The sequence below is a fragment of the Cupriavidus sp. 01T418 genome, from assembly GCF_056398885.1.
In genome coordinates this window covers 20323-42119 of record NZ_JBFTQG010000021.1, presented here as the reverse complement: position 1 = coordinate 42119, position 21797 = coordinate 20323, and the positions used below count along the sequence as shown (strand labels likewise).

The following is a 21797-nucleotide window of genomic DNA, read 5'->3' as shown; positions in this document are numbered from 1 at the left end:
CGGCCCGCACCGGCATTTACTGCGCCTTCGCCAGTTCGCCCAGTTTCGCCACCGCAGACTCCACCGCGTCGCTCCACAAGTGGCCATAGTTGAGCCGGATGCAATTGCGGTAGCCTTGCCGCGCCGAAAAGATCGGACCCGGCGCAATGCCGATGCCATGCTTGAGCGCGGCGCGGTGCAAGGCCAGCGCATCGAAGCCTTCGGCAAACTCCACCCACAGGAAGTACCCGCCGGCGGGCTGCGAAACGCGTACCGATTCAGGAAAATGCCGGCCAATGGCCGCAATCAGCTGGCCCTGCTGCATCTCCAGCAGATGCCGCAAGCGCCGCAGGTGCTTGTCGTAGCCGCCGTTCTGCAGGTATTCCGCCAGCGCGACCTGGGTGGGCACGCCCGCCGACAGCGTGGTCATCAGCCGTAGCCGCTGGATCGCCTCGCCAAACCGCCCGGGCGCCACCCAGCCTACCCGGAAGCCCGGCGCCAGCGTCTTGGAAAACGAGCTGCAGTGCATGACCAGCCCCTCCTGGTCGAACGCCTTGGCGGGCAGGGGGCAGCGGTTGCCGAAGTACAACTCGCCGTACACATCGTCTTCGATCAGCGGCACGCGGTGGCGCGCCAGCAAGGCCACCAGCTCCTGTTTTCTGGCCTCGGACATGCTGGCGCCCAGCGGGTTCTGGAACTGCGTCATGAACCAGCAGGCCTTGATCGGGTGGTGCTTGAGGGCAGCGTCCAGCGCGTCCAGGTCGATGCCTTCGCGCGGGTCTACCGGAATCTCCACCGCGCGCAGGCGCAGCCGTTCCAGCGCCTGCAGCGCGGCATAGAAGCCCGGCGACTCGATGGCCACTACGTCGCCGGGCTGGGTCACGGCCATCAGGCACAGGTTGAGCGCCTCGAGCGCACCATTGGTGACGACGATTTCCTCGGTGGGTTGCGGGGCGCCCGCGCCGAGGTAGCGCAAGCCGATCTGCTGGCGCAGGGCCAGGTGCCCGGCCGGCATGTCGTTCACGGAATACCAGGGATCGAGCTCGCGCCCGGCGCGGGCCAGCGACTTGCCGAGCCGTTCCCAGGGGAACAGCTCGGGCGAAGGGAAGGCCGAGCCGAGCTGGATCAATTGCGGATCGCGCGCGGCGTCGAGTACCGCGAACACCAGCTTGGAAATATCGACGTCGGTCGAGACCTCGTGCGAGCGCCTTACCACCGGTTGCGGCAACGGCCGCCCCACCGGTCCCGTCACGTAGTAGCCGGAGCGCTCGCGCGCCCGCACCAGGCCGCGTTCCTCCAGCCGGTAGTAAGCCTGGAACGCGGTGGAGGGGCTCACGCCGTACTGCGCCACGGTCTTGCGGATGGACGGCATCTTGGTGCCAGGCGGCAGGTTGCCGCCGCGGATGTCCCTGGCCAGCGTTTCCGCCAGTTCTTCGTAGCGCTTCATGGGGGAGGGGGGCGATTCATGCTCGACCGGCAAACTGATATGCAAAATTATCGCAGATCTGATTCTGTTATTACTTGTCAGCCACGGCCATAATGCCCCTGTACCCAGTAAAAGCCATCCCGCAGCACGGCCGCGCGGCGGCTGGCACGCAAGCAAGCAAGGAAGAACGAAATGAACCCCTTGAGATTGGTGATGACGGTGCTGTGGGGATTTTTTGGCCTGCGCAAGGGCCAGGAGCATATGCGCGACCTGCAGGCGGTGCGGCCGGTGCCGTTGATCCTGACCGGCGTGGCGCTGGCGGCGGGGCTGGTCTTGCTGCTTGTGTCGCTGGCGCATTGGGCGGTGACCCACGCCTGAAGCGCGGGCGCGTCAAATCCTCAAATCCATCCCGCATCCGCAGGGCCGCCCAGGCCGGCAACCACGAAGCCCCGCCCGCCGCGCGCGGGCTGCGCACGTTCGCCGCATGGAAAAACGACAATCAGCCCCATGAGCCTTGCCACAAGGCGGTTTTCCGCTACCGCAGCCGCCTTTGCCGGCACGATTTCCCGGTTCGCGCGCAGATCACGCCGTGGCGCCAGCGCCGCCGTCGTTGCCCTGTTGCTGGCGCCATGCCTCGCGCCGGCGGCTGACGCACCTGGTGCATCGCAGATCGAGCGCGGACGCTACCTGGCCAGGGTAGCCAGCTGCGCCGCCTGCCACACCAGCCCCGGTGGCGCGCCCTTTGCTGGCGGATTGCCGTTGAAGACCGGCGTCGGCACCGTCTATTCCACCAACATCACGCCGGATGCCGAGAGCGGCATCGGCGCCTACACATTCGAAGAGTTCGACCGCGCACTGCGCGAGGGCGTGGCGAAACACGGCAAGCGGCTTTATCCCGCCATGCCTTACCCGTCGTATGCCAGGCTCGCCGAGCCGGACGTGCGGGCGCTCTACGCCTACCTGCGCACCGAAGTGAAAGCCGTGCGGCAGCAAACCGCCGAGCCTGAGATGCGCTGGCCGTTCGGCATGCGCTGGTTGCTGCGCGTCTGGAACTGGCTGTTCCTCGAATCCGGCCCGGTACGCAGCGACGCCAGCCAGAGCGTCGCGTGGAACCGTGGCGCTTACCTGGTCCAGGCGGTGGCGCACTGCGGCGCCTGCCATACGCCGCGCGGCACACTGATGGCCGAGAAGGGCCTGGACGCACGCAGCCAGCATTTCCTGGCCGGCGCCAGCGTGGCGGACTGGGCCTCCACCAACCTGCGGGGCGACCCACGCACCGGGCTGGGCGCCTGGTCACGCGAGGACATTGCCGAATACCTGCGCACCGGCCGCAACGCGCATGCGACCTCATTCGGGCCGATGTCCGAGGTAATCGCATCGTCCACGCAGTTCATGAGCCGCCCGGACCTGGATGCCGTTGCCGTGTACCTCAAGTCGATACCGGGCGCGCGCAGCGACGAAACGCCATTCGTCCATGACGCCGGCACTGCCGAAATGCTTGCGCAGGGCCGTTTCGACGCCACCGGCGCGCGCCAGTACGCCGAATTCTGCATGCCTTGCCATGGTGCCGGCGGCCAGGGCTTTGCCCGCGTCTTCCCGCCGCTGGCGGGCAATCCCACCGTGGTGGATCCCGATCCGTCGTCGCTGGCCAACCTGCTGCTCAACGGCGCCGTGACCGCGCAGGTGGGCACCGCGGCCACCGATTACCACATGCCCGGCTATGGCTGGACGCTGGACAACCAGGAACTGGCGAACGTGCTGACCTTTATCCGGACCGGGTGGGGCAATCGCGCCAGCCCGGTGGCCGAGGGAACGGTAGCCGCGCGCCGCGCCGGACTCGGCCGCCAGCGGGACACCCCGGACACCCGTTGAGCCAGCGCCACTCGAATCAAGCGAACGGATATTGCCATGACCATCACGCGCAGAGACTTTCTCAACGGCGCCGCACTCACCATCGCCGCGGGGCTGGCGCCGTCCCGGCTATTACAGGCTGCTGAACGCGGCGCCGGCTATCCGCCGGCACTGACCGGACTGCGCGGCAACCATGCGGGCACCTACACGCTGGCGCACAGCCTGGCCCGCGAGGGCGCCAGGTACCCCGCCGTGATGGCGCGCGAAGTCTTCGACCTGGTGGTTGTGGGCGGTGGCCTCAGCGGGCTGGCGGCGGCCTGGTTCTACCAGCGCCGCTTCGGCGCCGGCAAACGCATCCTGATCCTCGATAACCACGACGATTTCGGTGGCCACGCCAAGCGCAACGAGTTCACCGTGCGCGGGCAGAGGCTGGTGACGTACGGCGGCAGTGCCGAGATGCCGCCGACCGCGCTCGACAGCCGCGCGGTCGCCACGCTGCTGGCCGGACTCGGTGTGGATCCCAAGCGCCATCAAGCCGCCGAACGCGACCCGTATCGCGAACTGGGCATGGGCCGCTCGGTGTTCTTCGACGCGGAGCATTTCGGCCGCGACCAACTGCTCGCCGGCGATCCGTTCGCCAGCCTGATCGATGCCCGCAATGCCGGGACACAGCCGGCCGATGCCGCGGCCTTCAAGGCCTTCCTCGACAAGACGCCGCTGCCGCAGCAAGACCGCGATGCGCTGGCGCGGCTGGCCGATGGCAGCACGGATTACCTGGCGGGCATGGGCGAAGGCGAGCGGCTGGCCTACCTGAAGCGCACCACCTACGCGGCCTTCCTGCGCGAGAAGGCGGGCCTGGGACTGGACGGCCAGCGCTTCTTCCGCAGCCGCAGCAACGATGCCTATGCGCTGGACGCCGATGGCGTGTCCGTCTTCGACGCGCTGGCCATCGGCCTGCCGGCTGGCAGGAACATGCCGCCGCCCGGCCTCAATCCACGCCTTGGCAAGTCGCCGGCATCGAAGCTCTGGTTTGCCGACGGCAATGCCACGCTGGCACGGTTGCTGGTGCAGAACATGGTCCCTGGCGTGGCAAAGGCCGGCAGCCCGGACGACATTGGTGCGGCGGCCTTCGACTACAGCCGGCTCGATACCGACGATTCGAAGGTGCGGGTACGCCTGAACAGCACGGCCATCGCCATCGAGCCGGACCAGCGCATCACGCGCGTGACCTATGGCTGGAGCGGCAACCTGCACCGCGTGGAGGCCGCGCACGTGGTGCTGGCCGGCTACAACATGATGATCCCGTTCATCATGCCCGGCCTGCCCGTCCCCCAGAAGCAAGCCCTGCGCTCGGACGTGAAGGCGCCCGTGGTCTACACCAAGGTGGCGCTGGACAACTGGCGCGCCTTCGAGGCGCTCAAGGTCAGCCGCATTCATGCGCCCACCATGGCCTACACCGACCTATGGCTGGAAAAACCGGCCGGCGCCCGCCCGGCCGATCCCGTGGTGCTGCATATGCTCTATGTGCCCACCGTGCCGGACAGCGGCATGCAGGCGCGCGAGCGCTTTCGTGCCGGGCGGGCTTTCCTGCTGGGGACGCCGTTCAGCGAGATGGAGAAGGGGGTCCGCAGCCAGCTCGACCGCATGCTGGCCCCCGGCGGTTTTGCCGGCAAGGACGTCATCCGGGGCATCACCGTCAACCGCTGGGCGCACGGCTACAGCTATATGCCCAACAGCCTGTTCGAGGAGGCGGCGGCAGCGCAGGCCGTGCTGGACCGCTCGCGCGCCAGCGCGGGCAATGTGGTGATCGCCAATAGCGACAGTGCAGGCAGTCCTTCGCTGACCGCGGCCATCGACCAGGCGTGGCGGGCGATCGGGGAGCTGGCCGGCTGATTTCAGCGATGGACGCGTTGGTTCACAGTGCCCGCATGCCCTGGGCCGGCATGCCAAACAGGCGGCGGCTATTGCGGGTGCACTGGCTGGCGACTTCCTCCACCGCCAGTCCCTTCAGCTCGGCCACCGCTTGCGCGATCCAGGGCAGATTGGCGGGCTCGTTGTAGGGCCTCCGGTTCTTGTGGTTCTTCGGGCCGAGATAGGGGGCGTCGGTTTCCAGGTGCAGGCGGTCCAGCGGTATCGCTTGCACGGCCTCGCGCAGCGCCTGGCCACGCTTGAGGTCCGTGACCCATCCCGTGATGCCGATGTCCAGGCCCAGCGCCACGAACGCGGCCGCCTCGTCGGCCGTGCCGGTGAAGCAGTGCACCACGCCGTGGGCACCGGCACGGACAGCAGGTTCCACCATGGCATGGAAATCCTCGAAAGCATCCCGGCAATGGAGGAACAGGGGCTTCTTCCAGAGGGCAGCCGCCGCAAGCTGGTCGGCGAAGGCCCTGCGCTGGTCGGCCGGCGTCGAGAAATTGCGGTTGTAGTCCAGTCCGCATTCGCCGATTGCCACCACCTCGGCGCTCTCCCAGAGTGGCTGGAGCGACTGCAGGACCGCCGGCGACCAATCCTTTGCCGTGTGCGGGTGGGTGCCAGCCGTTGCGAAAAGCAGATGGGGATGCAGCCTGGCCAGGTCGCGCGCCTTCCTGCTCGAATCCAGCGAGGTCCCCGTGGCGAGGATTGCCACGACCCCTGCGGCCTTGGCGCGCTCCAGAATCATGTCTGTGTGCGGGAGAATCTGGGAGGAGTGAAAGTTGACGCCGATGTCGATGAGGTGCATGTCTGGCCGAAAAATGGGAGGCTGATCGGGGCTGATCGTTCACAGCATGCAGTCTAACCTTGGGCGAACCGGTATGCCGCGCTCATAATGTTCTATATATAAAGCAATACTCTGGATAGAGCGCTTAATGTTCCATTTGCGGCACGTTATCTTGACTGTTGCTGTTGTTTCGTATACAGTACGTTACTCCATAAATTGAGCATAATGTTCTACAGGTAGCACATGAATCTTGCGGAGCTGGGAGAGGCCTTTAAACGCGCCAGGATCCTTGCGAACAAGACCCAACAGGAAGTCGCCGAGTACAGCGGGGTACCGCGGGCCCGGATCAGCCGGTTTGAGACTGGCGGATTGCCGGAGCTGGGCGCGGTGAAGTTGTTGAGTTTGTTCGAGGCCGTCGGGCTTGAACTGCTCGCAAGGCCCGCTGGCCATCGACGGACACTGGACGACGTCCTGGCGGAGACCGAGGAAGGGGATTCGGCATCCGAGGAGGCGCGCCAGCGTGTCAGGCACTTTCACCGCCGGCCGCAGCCAGCCGCAGAACCCGACGCGTCCCGGGCCGGTCCTATTGCATCCGAACCGGCTCACGACGAGGGTTCCAAGTGAGCGGCGCACAGATGCTGGATGTCTATGTGAATGCAACGCCCGTCGGCACGCTGACTGAAGAGGCGCGCGCGAGCGTATTCACCTACCTGCCAGATGTCCCTGTGCACGACCTCGTCTCGCTTCTGCTGCCGGTACGGGCAGAGTCGTATAAATGGGCAGCCGGGCTGCTGCCATTTTTCCAGATGATCTTGCCCGAGGGATACAGGAAGGACCTGCTCCGGCGGAAGCTCGGGGCCCATGCCGACGCAAGCGACCTGGGCCTGCTTGCGCTGACCGGCGCGAACGGGGTCGGCAGGGTGCGCGTGGTGCCGCATGGGGCGCCGCTGGCGCCAGCTGGCTCGAACCTGGATGTGGCGAGCCTGCTCGCCTCCACCGGGTCGCGGAATAACCTGTTGTGGCACCTGGAGGCGGAGATTGCCGAAGGCGACTCGGACGTCATATCGAAGGTGCCTGTCCGGCTTGAGGACAAGGCGACGGTCTGGACCGACGAGTTCATCCTGAAGACAGGTCCGGTGGATTTGCCCGGCCTGTCGGTGAATGCGTTCCTGTGCCTCGAAGTCGCGCGGCATGCGGGGTTGGAGGTGCCGGAGACGGCACTGTCGGAGGATGGCCAGGTGCTGGCGATCCGGCGTTTCGATCGGCTGGCTGACGGCAGCCGGCTGGCGGTAGAGGATTTTTGTGCGCTAAGGGGACTGGACCCGGTCAACAGGTACAAGGGAAGTCTTGAGGATCTGGCGAAGCTGTTGGCGATTTACGTCAGCGCCCCGCATCGCAAGGAAAGCGCGCGCCGCCTGTTTACGCTGTTGTTGTTGAATTACGCGCTGCGCAGTGCCGACGCGAATCTGAAGAATTTCGCGGCGGTGTACAGCACCATCGAGGATGTCAGGCTGGCGCCGGTGTACGACATTGTCACGGTGACCGCCTACCCGGAGTACAGGGCGGACATGCCGCGGTTGCCGCTGGCCGGCAAGCGGACCTGGGCATCCGGGAAGCTGCTGGCGCAATACGGCGGCGCAAGGTTGAACTTGTCCAGCGCGGATATGGCCGCATGTATGGCACAGGTGACGCAGGCGATCCGCAAGGTAATTCCGCTGGTGAGCGGGTGCGCCGAGCGCTACCCGGAGTTCAGAGAAGTTGCCGGGCGCATGCTGGAGGCGTGGGCGCAAGGCATCGAGGACATCAAGCCGGACGCGAAGCTGGGCAAGCCGGAGCCTGCGCCGCTACGCGATTAGGCCGGCTTGTGCGGGCGGAACGATTTGGTGGGCAGGAAGCAAACAAATGTATACGTCGATCCGGATGGTGCTTTCGGTCACAAAGCCCGCCAGATCTGAAGGATCGATGCAGTGGAATGCGCCTTGATAGGTCTGATACCTAACACCGGATGCCCCTGGCATAGGGGGATCCGTGCGGAATCAAGGCATTGGCAACATGGCATTCGGTTTTTTCGCGTGATGCGTTGCAACAACGAATGTAGAATATCGCCCTTTGGCTTGAACGGACACGCAATGCCGGCTTGGTAATCCCGGCGGGTTGCTACCTGGTCCGTCCCCCGGCAGCCAGCAGTGCTGCCGGGGCTTTGACAGCCGCAGGTGTGATGGGTGTACGCTCGTGTGGGCAACAGTCAGGAAGTAATCGAAGTAATTCAGCAAGGGAGCAGCAGTTAATGGCGAGTGGCGCACAACGGACGTTGGCAGAATCGAAAACAGCATTGGTCGGCAAGAAGCCGGCCGGTAGGGGTGCGGCGTCCACGGCCCAAGCTGATCCCGCGGTCGAAGCGACGGAGCGCAGCCAGCAGCTGCGCGCACTGATCCAGCTGGGCAGGGAACGTGGTTACCTGACGCACGCGGATATCAGCGACCATTTGCAGGGCAATTTCACCGACACGGCGGCGATGGAAAGCATCGTCAGCACGTTCGCTGAAATGGGCGTGACGATCTACGAGCAGACGCCGGACGCCGAAGCGCTGCTGCTGCGCGATAGCGCGGTCGCGGCCTCGGACGACCAGGCCGACGAAGAGGCGGAAGTCGCACTGTCGACCGTCGACTCCGAGTTTGGCCGGACCACCGACCCGGTGCGGATGTACATGCGGGAAATGAGCTCGGCAACACTGCTGACCCGCAAGCAGGAAGTGGAGATCGCCAAGCGCATCGAAGACGGCCTGAACCGCATGGTTCACGCCATCGCCGCCTGCCCTTCCACCATTGCGACCATCCTCGAACTCTCGCAGCGCGTGGAGCGCGATGAGATCCGTATCGACGAACTGGTCGACGGGCTGATCGAGGTCGAAGCCGAGGTAGCTGCCGAAGCCGAGGACGACACCAGCCGCGACGATGCCGCCGCCGCCGATGACGACAGTGCGGAAGACGAGAGCGACGAAGGCGCGAGCGCGCAAGCCATCGAATCCGCTGCGCTGGCCAAGCTGCGTGACGAATGCCTGACGCGGTTCGCCCGCGTGGCCAATCACTTCGAGGCGATGCGCAAGGCCTACACCGCGCACGGGGTGGAGTCGGAGGGATTCCTCGTGGCCCAGCTTGCGGTTCGTGAAGAGCTGCGCTCGATCCGCTTTACCGCCAAGACCATCGAGCGCCTGTGCGCCGACGTGCAGGCCGTGGTGGAGGAAGTGCGCGTCGTCGAGCGCCAGATCCTGCAGCTGATGGTCGAGCGCTGCGGCATGCCCCGCGAAGAGTTCATCGAACGCTTCCCCGGCAACGAAACCAATCTTGGGTGGGGCCGCGCGCTTGCCGCCGAATCGCGTTCGTACAGCGACTCGGTCGGCCGCAGCCTGCCGGACCTCGAATCGCACCAGCAAAAGCTGGTCGACATCCACGCGCGTGCCGTGCTGCCGCTGTCGGAACTGAAGCTGGTGAATCGCCAGATGCTGGCTGCCGAGCGCCAGATGCGGCAGGCCAAGCACGAAATGACGCAGGCCAACCTGCGCCTGGTGATCTCCATCGCCAAGAAGTACGTGAATCGCGGCATGCAGTTCCTGGACCTGATCCAGGAAGGCAATATCGGCCTGATGAAGGCGGTCGATAAATTCGAGTATCGCCGCGGCTGGAAATTCTCCACCTATGCAACGTGGTGGGTTCGCCAGGCGGTGACCCGGGCGATCGCCGACCAGGCCCGGACCATCCGGGTGCCGGTGCATATGATCGAGACGATCAACAAGCTCAACCGCATCTCGCGGGAAATCATGCAGCGCACCGGCAAGGCCGCGGATCCCGCGGCGCTGGCCGAGCGCATGGAGATGCCCGAGGAGAAGGTCCGCTCGATCATGAAGATCGCCAAGGAGCCGGTCTCCATGGAAACGCCGGTTGGCGAGGATGGCGATACGAGCCTGGGCGACATGATTGCCGACTCGGATACCGCGTCCCCGGCGGAAGCGGCGCTGCATGCGAGCCTGCGTGCGACCGTGCGGGAAATGCTCGACGACCTGACGCCGCGCGAAGCCAAGGTGCTGCGGATGCGCTTTGGCATCGACATGTCCACCGACTACACGCTGGAAGAAGTCGGCAAGCAGTTCGATGTGACCCGTGAGCGGATTCGCCAGATCGAAAGCAAGGCGATGAAGAAGATGCGGCATCCGAGCCGCGCGGACCATCTGAAGGCGTTCCTGAAGGAAGGTTGAGTGGTCATGCCAGGCTAGCGCTGGCGGTCGTACGCGACAAGACGAAGCAGGGGGATTACGGTAACGTAATCCCCCTGTTTTTGTTTCAAGCCGGCACAACGGACTTGCCGTGTATCTGCATGGCATAGGCGGCCCACGCCCTGCCGCGCCGGCTTTTTCATGAACCGCTACGATGCGCTTGACGCGGTCCGGATCACGGGCGGTGTGTCAGGGGGCCATCGGTTCCCGCCCGAATGCTTCGAGTTCGCGTGCGAGGCTATGCGCAGCCAGCGCAACGAGATATCGATGTCGCCGATAGTGACAGAGCCGGATGTTTCGACCAACAGTAACCGCGTTCACGCTTCGTTCTCGCCAGAGCAACACAACCCATCCGTATTGGATGGTGACCATCGCTGGAAGCAGACCTCCCGAATCACGCGATATCCCACAATATTTGTACCCGTTTGTATCAAGCCGCCGCAGCGACAAGTGCAGTGACAAAAGCGGCCGTAACGTGCTACGGGCGCGATACATCAGTCTCCTTAAATACGTTCCGTGGCGCGGCGGCGAACAGCAACGATTCGGTCCCGGCCTGCACAGTCACCGACGTAAATGTTCAAGGAGTTCGACCATGAGTACCAATATCGCAAAGCATTTTGTATTCGCCGTCGCCCTGGTTGCCGCCGCTGCCGGCGCACAGGCCGCCGGACTGTCCCATGCGGGCGCGCGAGACCCGTACACCGATGGTGCCCGTTCGGTGCGCGAGCCACGCGACCCGTACATCGACGGTGCGCGCAACGTTGATCCGTACCACGACGGCGCCCACGTCCTGGCCGGCATGGATCGCACGCACGTCTCGGCGGAAGCCACGCGCAATGTCGATCCCAATGTTTGACGGCGCCTGCGTGTCTGACCATATCCTTATCGTGGATGACGACCGCGAGATCCGTGAGCTCGTAGCCGAATATCTCGAACGCGGCGGAATGCGTGCGACCCTGGCGGCGAACGGGCGCGAGATGCGCGCGGCATTGGAGACGGGGGCGGTTGACCTCGTCGTGCTGGACCTGATGCTTCCCGGCGAAGACGGACTTACGTTGTGCCGCGACTTGCGCGCGGGCGCAGGCAGGAACATGCCAGTGCTGATGCTCACCGCCCGCAACGAGGAGGCCGATCGCATCCTGGGGCTCGAGATGGGCGCGGACGATTACCTCGTCAAGCCATTCGCGGCACGCGAGCTTCTGGCCAGGATACGTTCGGTGCTGCGGCGCACGCGCATGCTGCCCCCCAACCTGCAGATCACCGAAGCGGCTACCGTGCTGGCTTTCGGCCCCTGGCTGCTGGATACGACCGCGCGGCACCTCGTCGACGATAGCGATGCCATCGTCGCCCTCAGCGGCGCGGAGTACCGGCTCCTGCGGGTCTTCCTCGGCCATCCTCAGCGGGTGCTGACCCGGGATCAACTGCTCAACCTGACACAGGGCCGTGAAGCCGAACTGTTCGAGCGTTCCATCGACCTGATGGTGAGCCGCCTGCGGCAGCGCCTGCGAGACGATGCCAAGGAGCCCCGATATATCAAGACCGTGCGCAGCGAGGGCTATGTGTTCGCGGCGATGGTGGAGATCCGCAAGGAGCGCACATGAGCCGCCCGGATGGAGCACTGCGAGGATGGCCGCGCACGTTGTTTGCACGCCTGATGGTCATCCTGCTGATCGGTCTCGTGCTGGCGCAAGGGCTTGCCTTCAGCCTTGTGCTGCGGGAGCGCTCGCAGGCAGCCGACAGGTTGATGCTGGGCAATCTCGGTCCCGATGTGGCCAGTTCCGTTGCCATCCTGGATATGATGCCGGCCGATAAGCGGCCGGCCTGGCTGGATCGGCTGGGGCGCCGAAACTACAGCTATCTGCTCAATGCCGGCATGGTCGGCGGCGGTCCACCGCGCTTGCCGATTTCCCAGGAAGCTGTCGCGATGATCGCACAGGCGCTGGGGGCGCGCTACCATGTGAAGGCAGTTGCACTATCGGCCGATGGGGAGCAGTTCCAGGTGCATGTGCGCCTGAGCGACGATAGCCCGCTCACCATCGATGTTCACCCGGCACCCAAGGGGCTGTCGACCTGGCTGCCGGTGCTGCTGTGCGTTCAACTGGCGCTGTTGGCAGGTTGCGCCTGGATTGCCGTGCGATTGGTAACGCGCCCGCTGAAGCAACTGGCGGCGGCCGCGGAGAACCTGGGGCCGGATTTGAAAGCCGACCTGATCCCCGAGCGCGGGCCGGCCGAGGTGGTACACGCCGCGGCGGCCTTCAATGCCATGCAGCAGCGCATCGCGGGCTATCTCGCTGAGCGCGTACAAATCCTCGCGGCGATCTCCCACGACTTGCAGACGCCCATCACGCGAATGCGGTTGCGTGTGGAGTTGATGGAGGGGTCCGAGACACAGGACAAGTTTTGCAGCGATCTTCGCGAGATGGAGCATCTGGTGCGCGAAGGTGTCGCTTATGCGCGCACGCTGCATGGCAGCGCGGAAGCGCTGGCTCGTGTGGACGTCGATGCGTTGCTGGACAGCCTGGCCGGTGGCTATCTGGACGGAGGACATACGGTTTCCGTTGACGGCAAGGTTGGGGCACCGATACAGACGCGCCCTCAGGCGCTGCGGCGCATCCTGACGAACCTCGTGGACAATGCGATCAAGTTTGGCGGCGACGTTGACGTTGCTCTGTACCGTGAGGCGGATGAGAGTCTTGCCATCGCAGTGGGGGACCGCGGTCCCGGCATTCCCGACGCCGAGCTCGAACGCGTCATGCAGCCGTTCTATCGCCTGGAAACGTCCCGGAACAGGGAGACGGGAGGTACGGGCCTGGGGCTGGCGATTGCGCAGCAACTGGCGCAGGCCCTTGGTGGCCGGTTAGTTCTCTCCAATCGGCAAGGGGGCGGCCTTGAGGCCAGGCTCACCCTGCCTGCAGGGACATAGCGGCCTGTCCGGCGCGCAGCCGCTGTCGTGCTGGTAGCCATTGCGTAGATCCGGCCGGTGGAGCAGGGCGCACCGATCAGTGCGCGAATTTCCCCACCAGGAAGTCGACGAAGGCTCGCACGCGCAATGACAAATGGCGCGCGTGCGGGTAGAGCAGGACGAACGGCCGGCTTGCCCCGCCATACTCCGGCAACACCTCCACCAGATTCCCCTCGCGCAGGTCAGACTCCACCACAAACCGGTAGGTCTGAAACAACCCTGCTCCGGCGCGCGCCAACGTGGCGCCGCCGAGCACGTCCTCCGCGCATCCGTAGCTTCCCGTTGTCGCGATGTCGATGTGTTTCCCATCATGACTGAAGGTCCAGGGCAACCGGCGTCCGCTGCTGGGAAGATCGAACTGAATGCACTCATGCGTGTGCAGATCGTCGAGCGTCTTCGGCTTGCCCGCGCGCTTGAGGTAGCCCGGCGTGGCAATGACCACGAGTTCCGCGTCTTCCAGCTTCCTGGCGATGAGAGTGGAATCCTCCGGCACCTTGCCACGGACCGAAAGATCATAGACGTCGTCTGCGAATTCCACGTTGCGATTGCTGATATGGGTTTCGACGGAAACATCGGGAAAGCGGTCATGGAATTCCGGCAGTACCGGCAGCACCCGGTAATGCGCATATGGGGTTGGCAGACTGATGCGTAGCAGGCCTGCCGGACTCCCGTGTTGACCGCTCACTTGTCGCTCGGCATCGACCAGCTGTGCCAGGGCGCTGCGAGATTGCTCGAAATAGATCCGACCTTCATCCGTCAACCTGATTTGTCGGGTAGTCCTGACAAACAGGCGTATACCCAGGCGCGATTCCAGGCGGGAAACGGAGCGGCTTACTGCTGCCGGCGTCACGCTGGTAGCAATTGCCGCAGCAGTGAAACTGCTGAGTTCTGCGGCGAGACAGAAAAGCTCGATGCTGCCGAGCTGGAGATCATCGAATTTGCGTTTCATCGTCTTGCGCTCAGGTAACGACTGCTATGTCGCGGGAGGCGTTGATCGGTTCCAGTCCATGCGCGAAGGCTTCGCATATGACACGGAGCCCGTTTGCCGAGCCGTGGTAACCGCGCGCACTCGTTGCCGGACAGAAGCTGCTTCCGCCATTTCGTGCTCTCCAGCAGGCATTCTACATTGACGCCCGGGATACCACGGCAACGCAAGTGCTGATCGAGGTGGCAACCGGCGCCCCGTATTTCATTGCGGAAATCGCGTTTGGTCGGGCTGCCCGCGTGCCGCCGGGGATGCGTAGGGCCAGACGCTCGGCAAGCCGCAGTTGCCAGTCCAGCCAGGCTAGTGTGCGGCCGGCCTCCGGCGACGAGTCGTGTAGCCAGACGCCGAATGTGGAGAGAAAGATCCCGGTCAGCGCGACCTCTTCCGCCTCCCGGCGCAAGCCGGCCGCCGGGAGGCCGGCGGCCTCCCGGATCCATTGCACGGTGCGGCTGATATGCAGCAGGCCCTGCGCCTGCAGATGCAGGTGCTCCGGCTGCAGCTTGTAGCGCAGCATCTCCGCGGTGAGCCGCCGATGCGGCGTCAAGGCTTCCAGCCAGGCCAGGATGGCTAGCGAGAGACGCTCACGCGTGGACAGGGAATGCCAGTCTTCGCGCTGGGTTGCGCAAACCAGCGCGAGGTCGGCCCGGCCGAACCAGGCCTCGGCCAGATCGTCCTTGTGCCGGTAGTGCCGATAAATGTCGGCCAGCCCGATCTCCATGGTCGCGGCAATCTCATGGAGATGCAATGCGTCCCATCCGCCGCGCTCGGCCAGTATCAACGCGACCGCCAGAATCCGGTCGGCCGGATCAGGGTACTCCTTCATGGCTTGCTCTTCCTCGAGAACCGCCCGCGTCATTTCCAAGGAGCAAGACTGGCGAAGTCATGAGGCTGGCCTGAACTCGTCCGCCCCTGTCATGACGGTTTTCCACTGCTGCCCGGGGTCGGTCTCGTCTGGCGTTGCCAGCACCATATGCCAGAGCGTCAGGATCCGCGCCTGTTTGTCGTCCACGATGCCATGGCCAACCCAGGCCGTGATGGACTCTCCCCAATTTACCGTGAAGCAGATCAGGTCACCGGCCACGGTTCCCGATAGCAGCATCTCCGGCGTTCGCGCACCGGTCTCGCTCACGGCGCTGGTGTAAGTGCCGGTGATGGAAGCATCCGCATTGAGCGCGATCTGCATGGTCGATCCCAGCTCGTTGACCCAACGGCCATTGAAATCAACGCACGTGCTGGGCGCCACGGTCTTGGTCGCAAAAAAAGTCTGTTCGGCATTTTTCGTGGAGGCACCTCTCATCAGGAACCAGCGTCCATCCCGCCAGGCCTGTCGACGCGCAACGATGGCGCTAACGGTACACCAGCACGGGGATCTTGCTGTGGGTCAGCACCTTCTGCGTTTCGCTGCCGATCAGCACGCCCTGCACGCCGCGCCTGCCATGAGATGCCATCACGATCAGGTCACAGCCCCTGTCTTCGGCAGTCTTGATGATGGCTTCATACGGGAGATCATCGACCAGGAAGGTCGTCTCACATGTCACACCAGCCGCGGCTGCCTCCAGCGCGATCCTTTTCAGATACTTCGTCGCCGAGTCTGCAATCTCCTCTGCGAATAGCTCCCGGGCGTCCGACAGCATTTCGGTGTGATAGGCGAACACGTGGTACTTGGGACCGACTCGCAGCGCCGTGATGCGGGCTTTCATTTCCTGCGCCAACAGGAGTGCTTTTTGAAAGGCGGCGTCAGACAAAGGGGAACCATCGACCGCCAGCAGAAGATGCGTGAACATGTTGTCATCCTTGCCTGCTCGCTGCGAGGACCCTCGTGCCGGTTATCTTTTCCCGCCGGTCGGCGTGAGATGCCAAGGCGACAACCGAAAGCGCAAGGGTCCACGGCTGCTTGCAGACGTCCATTACCTGAATTGAGTATAGGTGCCGAAGGCCTCACGTCAATTGGCGAGGAATCACGAGCAAGCGCGTCGCCGTGGTGCAACCCGATCTCGCGCTTGCAGGGCGTCCCGCTCTGCGCCACAGTTGTCTTAACGGACCAAGCTGGAGACGATGATGAAAAACCGGCTCGCCACAGAAACCTCGCCTTATCTCCGACAGCACGCGGAGAATCCGGTCGACTGGTATCCCTGGAGCGAAGCGGCCTTTCGTCGCGCGCGCGACGAAGACAAACCGGTTCTGCTTTCCGTCGGCTACGCCGCATGCCATTGGTGCCACGTCATGGCGCACGAATCGTTCGAGAATACCCGGATCGCCGGACTGATGAACGAGCATTTCATCAGCATCAAGGTGGATCGGCAGGAGCGTCCCGACATCGACGACATCTACCAGAAGGTTCCCCTGATGATGGGGCAGGGCGGCGGCTGGCCACTCACGGTGTTCCTGACGCCGCAAGGCGAGCCGTTCTTCGGTGGCACCTATTTTCCGCCGGATGACCGCTACGGCCGCCCAGGGTTTGCGCGGCTGCTGCTGAGCCTGAGCGATGCATGGACGCATCGCCGCGACGAACTGCGCGACCTGATCGAACAGTTTCTGCGGGGATTCCACCAGCTCGACCTGGCGGCTCCTGGCCGTGACGCCGACGAAGTCGAGGACCTGCCTGCGCAGACAGCTCGCGCCCTGGCACAAGGCACCGATCCCATCCATGGTGGGTTCGGCGGCGCGCCCAAGTTTCCCAACGCAAGCGGCTACGACCTCGTGCTGCGCATCTATCAACGAACCGGTGAACCCGCGCTGCTTGAAGCGCTGGAGCGCACGCTCGACTGCATGGCCGCCGGTGGCATCCATGACCAGCTCGGCGGCGGTTTTGCCCGCTACAGCGTCGACGAGCGCTGGGCCGTGCCCCACTTCGAAAAGATGCTCTATGACAACGGCCAGCTCGTCGCGCTGTACGCCGACGCCTATCGCCAGACCGGCAAGCCAGCCTGGCGCCGTGTCTTCGAGGACACCATCGCGTACATTCTGCGTGACATGACGCACCCCGATGGCTGCTTTTATGCCGGCGAGGATGCCGACAGCAAAGGCGGGGAAGGCCGATTCTATGTCTGGACACCGGCCGAGGTGAAGGCTGTGCTGGGCCAAGCCGAGGGCACCCGGGCATGTCTGGCCTATGGCGTGACCGACGGTGGGAACTTTGAACACGGTACATCGGTGCTTCGCCGCGCCGTCGCGCTGGACGCATTGGACGAGGCGCGGCGCGAAGGCTGGCGCGAGCGGCTATTCGCAGCGCGCACCCAACGCGTGCGCCCTGGCCGTGACGACAACATTCTCACTGCCTGGAACGGCCTCATGATCCAGGGACTCTGTGCGGCTTACCAGGCGACGGGCACCGCCGCGCACCTCGCCGCCGCGCGGCGTGCCGCCAGCGCTATCCAGGACAAACTCACCATGCCAGACGGTGGCGTGTACCGCGCCTGGAAGGACGGCGCAGCCAAGGTGCCCGGGTTCCTTGAGGACTATGCCTTCCTGGCCAATGCGCTGATCGACCTCTACGAGTCCTGCTTCGACAAGCGCTATCTGGATCGCGCAGTCGAACTCGTGGCGCTCATCCTCGACAAGTTCCGGGACGATGGGCTGTATTTCACGTCCCGCGATGGCGAGCGGATGGTGCATAGGCCCCGCGCGCCGCACGACAGCGCCTGGCCATCGGGCATCTCGACCAGCGTGTTCGCCTGCTTGCGCTTGCATGCGCTTACCGGGCACGATCACTACCGCGACGTCGCCGAGTACGAATTCCGCAGATACCGGTCCGTGGCCGCCGCGGCGCCGGCCGGCTTCGCGCACCTGCTGGCCGCCCGGGATTTCGCGCAGTGCGGCCCGTTCGAGATCGTTCTTGCTGGCGATAAGGCGGCGGCTGCCGACCTCGTGCATAGCGTTCACCGCACGTACCTGCCGGCACGCGTCCTGGCATTTGCCGAAGACGTCCCAATCGGCCACGGGCGGTGCCCGATCAAAGGCCGGCCGGCAGCCTACGTGTGCCGGCATCGCACCTGTGCGGCGCCGGTGACCAGTGGCAAGGCGCTCCTTGAACGCTGCGCCCAGGCAAGAAATGAAGATATTGGGGCGTGACACCTGTGGCTTCAACACGGCCTGCGGGTGCTCACTTGCGGAAATGGGATGACTGTACGGCAAGCGTGGAGGCCATTGTGAAACCAACGACGCTCCTGATGCGCATCTTGATTCCGGCAATCGCAATGGCGGTGGCGTCTGCCGGCGTCCGCGCCGCCGACGATTTTGCGGCACTGCGTGCCGGGATGGTCAGGGAAATTACAGCGCTGACGGTTGATACCGGCGCCGCGACGGGTAGGCATGTCTTTGATGCGCGCGTCATGGCGGCCATGGAGAAGGTGCCGCGCCAAGAGTTTGTTCCGCCCGAGCAGGCACACCACGCATACGAGAACCGGCCGCTGCCCATCGGATATGGCCAGACCATCTCGCAGCCCTACATCGTTGCCCTGATGACCGACCTGATGCGGGTCAAGCCCACCGACGTCGTGCTGGAAATCGGCACCGGCTCCGGCTACCAGGCGGCGATCCTCGCAGAGTTGGTGCGAGCGGTCTATACGATGGAAATCATCGAGCCGCTGGGGGCACAGGCGCAGGAACGCTTGAAACGCCTCGCATACACCCAGGTGCAGACCAAGGTGGGCGACGGCTACTACGGATGGGAGGCCAACGGACCCTACGATGCCATCATCGTCACCGCGGCCGCAAGCCATGTTCCTCCCCCGCTGATTCGGCAACTGAAACCCGGCGGCAGGATGGTAATCCCGGTGGGCGCCCCGTTCCTGACCCAGTACTTGCTACTGATCGAAAAAGCGGGGGACGGAACGATCTCCACCAAACAGATCTTGCCTGTCAGGTTCGTGCCGTTGGCCGAAGGGCGCTGAGGTGCCGGGGTAGGGATGGCGGGATGAAATGGAAGGGGAATTGCGGCAGTGCTGGAATTGGCCCAGCGATGAATCGACCCACACGAAAGTCGGATGAACCGTATTTGTTATGCGTGTCTTGCATGCTGCATCCTGCGTCGTCACACCACCATGCTCTCCCCGCCGCTCTTCGCCGTTTCCCTGCTCTCCGCTGCCGCGCTCGGCTACGAAATCCTGCTGATGCGACTTCTTTCCATCATTCAATGGCACCACTTCGCCTACATGATGATCAGTGTCGCCCTGCTGGGGTATGGCGCGGCCGGTGCCATTGTGGCCTTGGCGCAGCGCACGATCGCACCCAGGTTTGCAGCGGTGTTCGTTACCGGCGCCATGCTGTTCGGCGTGTCCGCGATCGCCTGTTTTGCGCTCGCCCAGCGCGTCGCGTTCAATCCCTTGGAGATGCTGTGGAATCCGCGACAGGCGCTGCGTCTGCTCTTGATGTATCTGCTCCTGTTCGTCCCTTTCTTTTGCGCCGCGACTTGTATCTGTCTCACCTTCACACGGTTCCATCATCAGGTCCACCGCATTTACAGCTTTGACATCCTGGGAGCAGGGACAGGCAGCGTCGCCATCATCGTTGCACTATTCGCCTTGACTCCCGTGGATGCGCTCCGCCTTCTGGGAGGCGCGGGTCTGGCGGCAGCCGCACTGGCAAGCATCGAATGCAGTTGGCATCGACACTGGTTGCCGGTACTGCTATTGGGCGCGGCGGCCATTGTGCCGGCTGGCTTGCCAAGCGAGTGGATCGCGCTGCGGCCCTCCGAGTACAAGGAATTGAGTCAGACTCTGCGCATCAAGGACGCACGGGTGGTCGCTGAACGCTCGAGCCCATTGGGTCTCATCTCGGTGGTGGAAAGCCCTTCGATTCCTTTCCGGCACGCACCGGGGCTGAGCCTCAACGCCATGTTGGAACCGCCGCCACAATTGGGGGTGTTTACCGACGGTGAGGGGCTCTCTGCGCTCAATCGCTATGACGGCCAGCGCGAGCCGCTCGGGTATCTGGATTACCTCACCTCCGCGCTTCCCTACCACTTGCTGGAACACCCCCGGGTCCTGGTACTTGGTAGCGGCGCCGGGGCGATGTGTTGCAGGCGATATACCATCAGGCGAGCACCATCGACGCGGTAGAGTTGAATCCACAGGTGATCGACCTGGTGCAGGGCCGGTTCGCCGAATTCTCCGGCAAGCCCTACAGCGCACCCAACGTCCGCGTCTTTGTCGGCGAAGCGCGCGGCTTCATCGCTGGCCGAGGCGAGCACTACGACCTCATCCAGGTCGCGCTGCTGGATTCGTTCGGCGCCTCGTCGGCCGGCCTCTATGCGCTTTCCGAGAGCTATTTGTACACGGTGGAAGCGTTCCAGGACTATCTCCGCCATCTCAGACCCGGTGGCCTCCTGGCGATCACGCGCTGGGTCACGCTGCCGCCGCGCGATATCCCCAAATTGTTTGCAACCGCAATGATGGCGATGGAACGCACCGGCGTGTCACAGCCGTCCCGCCGGCTCGCGCTGATTCGCGGCTGGAAGACCGCGACGCTGGTGGTCAAGAACGGGGAGATCAGCGCAGCGGAAATCGCCGCGTTGCGCGAATTCTGCCGCGCGCGTTCGTTCGACGTCGAATATTACTCGGGGATGTCGGCGGCAGAGGCAAACCACTACAACCTGCTGGAGAAACCCTATTTCTTCGACGCCGCGCAAGCCTTGCTGAGCGCCGGTCGCGACAGATTCTGGGCGCGCTACAAGTTCGATGTCCGGCCCGCCACCGACGATAAGCCATACTTCTTTCACTTCTTCAAATGGCGCTCGCTCCCCGAACTCCTCGCCTTGAAAGAGGAGGGCGGCTTGCCATTGCTGGAATGGGGCTACCCGGTACTCATCGCGACGCTGCTTCAGGCCGTACTCGCGAGCCTGTTCCTGATCATCCTTCCGCTCTGGGTGATAAGGCGCCGCCATGGCTTGGTTCACGTGCCGTCGCCGTCAACGCCATCGCTTGTCGGCGATGGCACTGAAGCAGCGGCCCTGTCAGACCGGCGCGTCGTCCTCTACTTCCTCGCGGTTGGCTCCGCATTCATGTTCATCGAAATCGCGTTCATTCAGAAGTTCATCCTGTTCTTGATTCACCCGCTCTATGCGGTGGCGGTGGTGCTATGCGCATTCCTATCGTTTGCCGGACTGGGAAGCCGATATGCACAGCGCTTGCAAGCAGGCGGCCAGACTCCACGCAGGCCAATGTACGGATCGCGCTGGAGGAGGGGGCGCTGGTACCCGCGCTGGTACCCGCGCTGGTACCCGGTTGGTTGGATCGTTTTCGCGATCTGTCTTATCGCCCTGCTTTACCTGGCCATCCTCCCAACCCTGTTCAGGCTGCTGATATCCCTCCCGGATGCAGCCAGAATCGCAATCTCTGCACTGCTGGTGGCACCGCTCGCGTTCGCGATGGGAATGCCGTTTCCACTGGGGCTCGGGCGGCTTGCCTCCCGCGTTGAATCGCTCATACCTTGGGCGTGGGGCATCAACGCCTGCGCATCGGTAGTGGCTGCGATCCTCGCCCCCCTGCTGGCGATCCATCTTGGCTTTGCCGCGGTGGTGCTGATAGCGCTTTTGCTCTATCTTGCGGCGGCATTCAGCTATCCATAGATTCCGGACGTACGGGTGATGGCGGGGCCTGGTTTGCGGGCGGCGGCGCGACCAGAGCG

At 64.2% G+C, this 21797-nt stretch carries 17 protein-coding genes and 1 pseudogene; 12 read left to right on the top strand and 6 right to left on the bottom strand.

Annotated elements, in window-relative coordinates; genetic code table 11:
• Positions 1-16 precede the first annotated feature (16 nt).
• Positions 17-1426: an aminotransferase-like domain-containing protein gene (locus AC1DQ3_RS20420; RefSeq protein WP_477121972.1), complete on the bottom strand. Its 1410-nt coding sequence runs from the start codon at positions 1424-1426 to the stop codon at positions 17-19.
• A gap of 171 nt (positions 1427-1597) precedes the next feature.
• On the opposite strand from AC1DQ3_RS20420, the gene AC1DQ3_RS20415 reads away from it, so the two are divergent.
• From AC1DQ3_RS20415 to AC1DQ3_RS20405, 3 genes are all read left to right on the top strand, one after another.
• Positions 1598-1783 (top strand): DUF2970 domain-containing protein, encoded by a 186-nt coding sequence (locus AC1DQ3_RS20415; RefSeq protein ID WP_477121971.1) that lies wholly within the window; start codon positions 1598-1600, stop codon positions 1781-1783.
• A 129-nt stretch (positions 1784-1912) separates the two neighbouring features.
• Positions 1913-3277 carry a c-type cytochrome gene (locus AC1DQ3_RS20410; protein ID WP_477121970.1) on the top strand — a complete coding sequence of 455 codons (1365 nt, stop codon included), beginning with the start codon at positions 1913-1915 and terminating at the stop codon, positions 3275-3277.
• Between the two features lie 36 nt (positions 3278-3313).
• Positions 3314-5149, top strand: a complete 1836-nt coding sequence (locus tag AC1DQ3_RS20405) for a flavin monoamine oxidase family protein (protein WP_477121969.1) — start codon at positions 3314-3316, stop codon at positions 5147-5149.
• Positions 5150-5171: 22 nt separating this feature from the next.
• Here the strand turns inward: AC1DQ3_RS20405 and AC1DQ3_RS20400 are convergent, their stop codons facing one another.
• Positions 5172-5975 carry a TatD family hydrolase gene (locus tag AC1DQ3_RS20400; RefSeq protein WP_477121968.1) on the bottom strand — a complete coding sequence of 268 codons (804 nt, stop codon included), beginning with the start codon at positions 5973-5975 and terminating at the stop codon, positions 5172-5174.
• Between the two features lie 222 nt (positions 5976-6197).
• Between AC1DQ3_RS20400 and AC1DQ3_RS20395 the strand changes: the two genes are divergently transcribed.
• The 6 genes from AC1DQ3_RS20395 (at position 6198) to AC1DQ3_RS20370 (ending at position 13147) form a co-directional block, all read left to right on the top strand.
• On the top strand, positions 6198-6578 hold the full coding sequence (locus AC1DQ3_RS20395; RefSeq protein WP_477121967.1) for a helix-turn-helix transcriptional regulator: 381 nt from the start codon (positions 6198-6200) through the stop codon (positions 6576-6578).
• Positions 6575-7810, top strand: a complete 1236-nt coding sequence (locus tag AC1DQ3_RS20390; protein ID WP_477121966.1) for a type II toxin-antitoxin system HipA family toxin — start codon at positions 6575-6577, stop codon at positions 7808-7810. Before AC1DQ3_RS20395 ends, AC1DQ3_RS20390 begins: the two co-directional genes overlap by 4 nt.
• A gap of 431 nt (positions 7811-8241) precedes the next feature.
• Complete coding sequence (gene rpoD, locus AC1DQ3_RS20385) at positions 8242-10206, top strand: RNA polymerase sigma factor RpoD (RefSeq protein WP_477121965.1); 1965 nt, start codon at positions 8242-8244, stop codon at positions 10204-10206.
• 610 nt (positions 10207-10816) lie between these two features.
• The gene (locus AC1DQ3_RS20380) at positions 10817-11080 is read left to right on the top strand and encodes a hydroxyquinol 1,2-dioxygenase (protein ID WP_477121964.1); all 264 of its coding nucleotides are present in this window, start codon (positions 10817-10819) and stop codon (positions 11078-11080) included.
• A complete protein-coding gene (locus tag AC1DQ3_RS20375) occupies positions 11073-11825 on the top strand; it encodes a response regulator (RefSeq protein ID WP_477121963.1) in 753 nt (250 codons plus the stop codon). The genes AC1DQ3_RS20380 and AC1DQ3_RS20375 overlap by 8 nt, the downstream gene beginning before the upstream one ends.
• The gene (locus tag AC1DQ3_RS20370) at positions 11822-13147 is read left to right on the top strand and encodes an ATP-binding protein (protein WP_477121962.1); all 1326 of its coding nucleotides are present in this window, start codon (positions 11822-11824) and stop codon (positions 13145-13147) included. Before AC1DQ3_RS20375 ends, AC1DQ3_RS20370 begins: the two co-directional genes overlap by 4 nt.
• Positions 13148-13223: 76 nt before the next feature.
• Here the strand turns inward: AC1DQ3_RS20370 and AC1DQ3_RS20365 are convergent, their stop codons facing one another.
• The 4 genes from AC1DQ3_RS20365 to AC1DQ3_RS20350 all read right to left on the bottom strand — a co-directional run bounded on the left by AC1DQ3_RS20365 (position 13224) and on the right by AC1DQ3_RS20350 (position 15955).
• Positions 13224-14135 (bottom strand): LysR substrate-binding domain-containing protein, encoded by a 912-nt coding sequence (locus tag AC1DQ3_RS20365; RefSeq protein ID WP_477121961.1) that lies wholly within the window; start codon positions 14133-14135, stop codon positions 13224-13226.
• Positions 14136-14307: 172 nt separating this feature from the next.
• Complete coding sequence (locus AC1DQ3_RS20360) at positions 14308-14994, bottom strand: TetR family transcriptional regulator (RefSeq protein WP_477121960.1); 687 nt, start codon at positions 14992-14994, stop codon at positions 14308-14310.
• A gap of 57 nt (positions 14995-15051) precedes the next feature.
• Positions 15052-15414 (bottom strand): avidin/streptavidin family protein, encoded by a 363-nt coding sequence (locus AC1DQ3_RS20355; protein WP_477121959.1) that lies wholly within the window; start codon positions 15412-15414, stop codon positions 15052-15054.
• Between the two features lie 103 nt (positions 15415-15517).
• The gene (locus tag AC1DQ3_RS20350) at positions 15518-15955 is read right to left on the bottom strand and encodes a universal stress protein (protein WP_477121958.1); all 438 of its coding nucleotides are present in this window, start codon (positions 15953-15955) and stop codon (positions 15518-15520) included.
• Positions 15956-16226: 271 nt separating this feature from the next.
• On the opposite strand from AC1DQ3_RS20350, the gene AC1DQ3_RS20345 reads away from it, so the two are divergent.
• The 3 genes and pseudogenes from AC1DQ3_RS20345 (at position 16227) to AC1DQ3_RS20335 (ending at position 21738) form a co-directional block, all read left to right on the top strand.
• Positions 16227-18242 (top strand): thioredoxin domain-containing protein, encoded by a 2016-nt coding sequence (locus AC1DQ3_RS20345; protein ID WP_477121957.1) that lies wholly within the window; start codon positions 16227-16229, stop codon positions 18240-18242.
• Between the two features lie 98 nt (positions 18243-18340).
• Positions 18341-19063, top strand: a complete 723-nt coding sequence (locus AC1DQ3_RS20340) for a protein-L-isoaspartate(D-aspartate) O-methyltransferase (RefSeq protein WP_477121956.1) — start codon at positions 18341-18343, stop codon at positions 19061-19063.
• Between the two features lie 150 nt (positions 19064-19213).
• Positions 19214-21738, top strand: a pseudogene (locus tag AC1DQ3_RS20335) (spermine/spermidine synthase domain-containing protein).
• Positions 21739-21797: the final 59 nt, after the last annotated feature.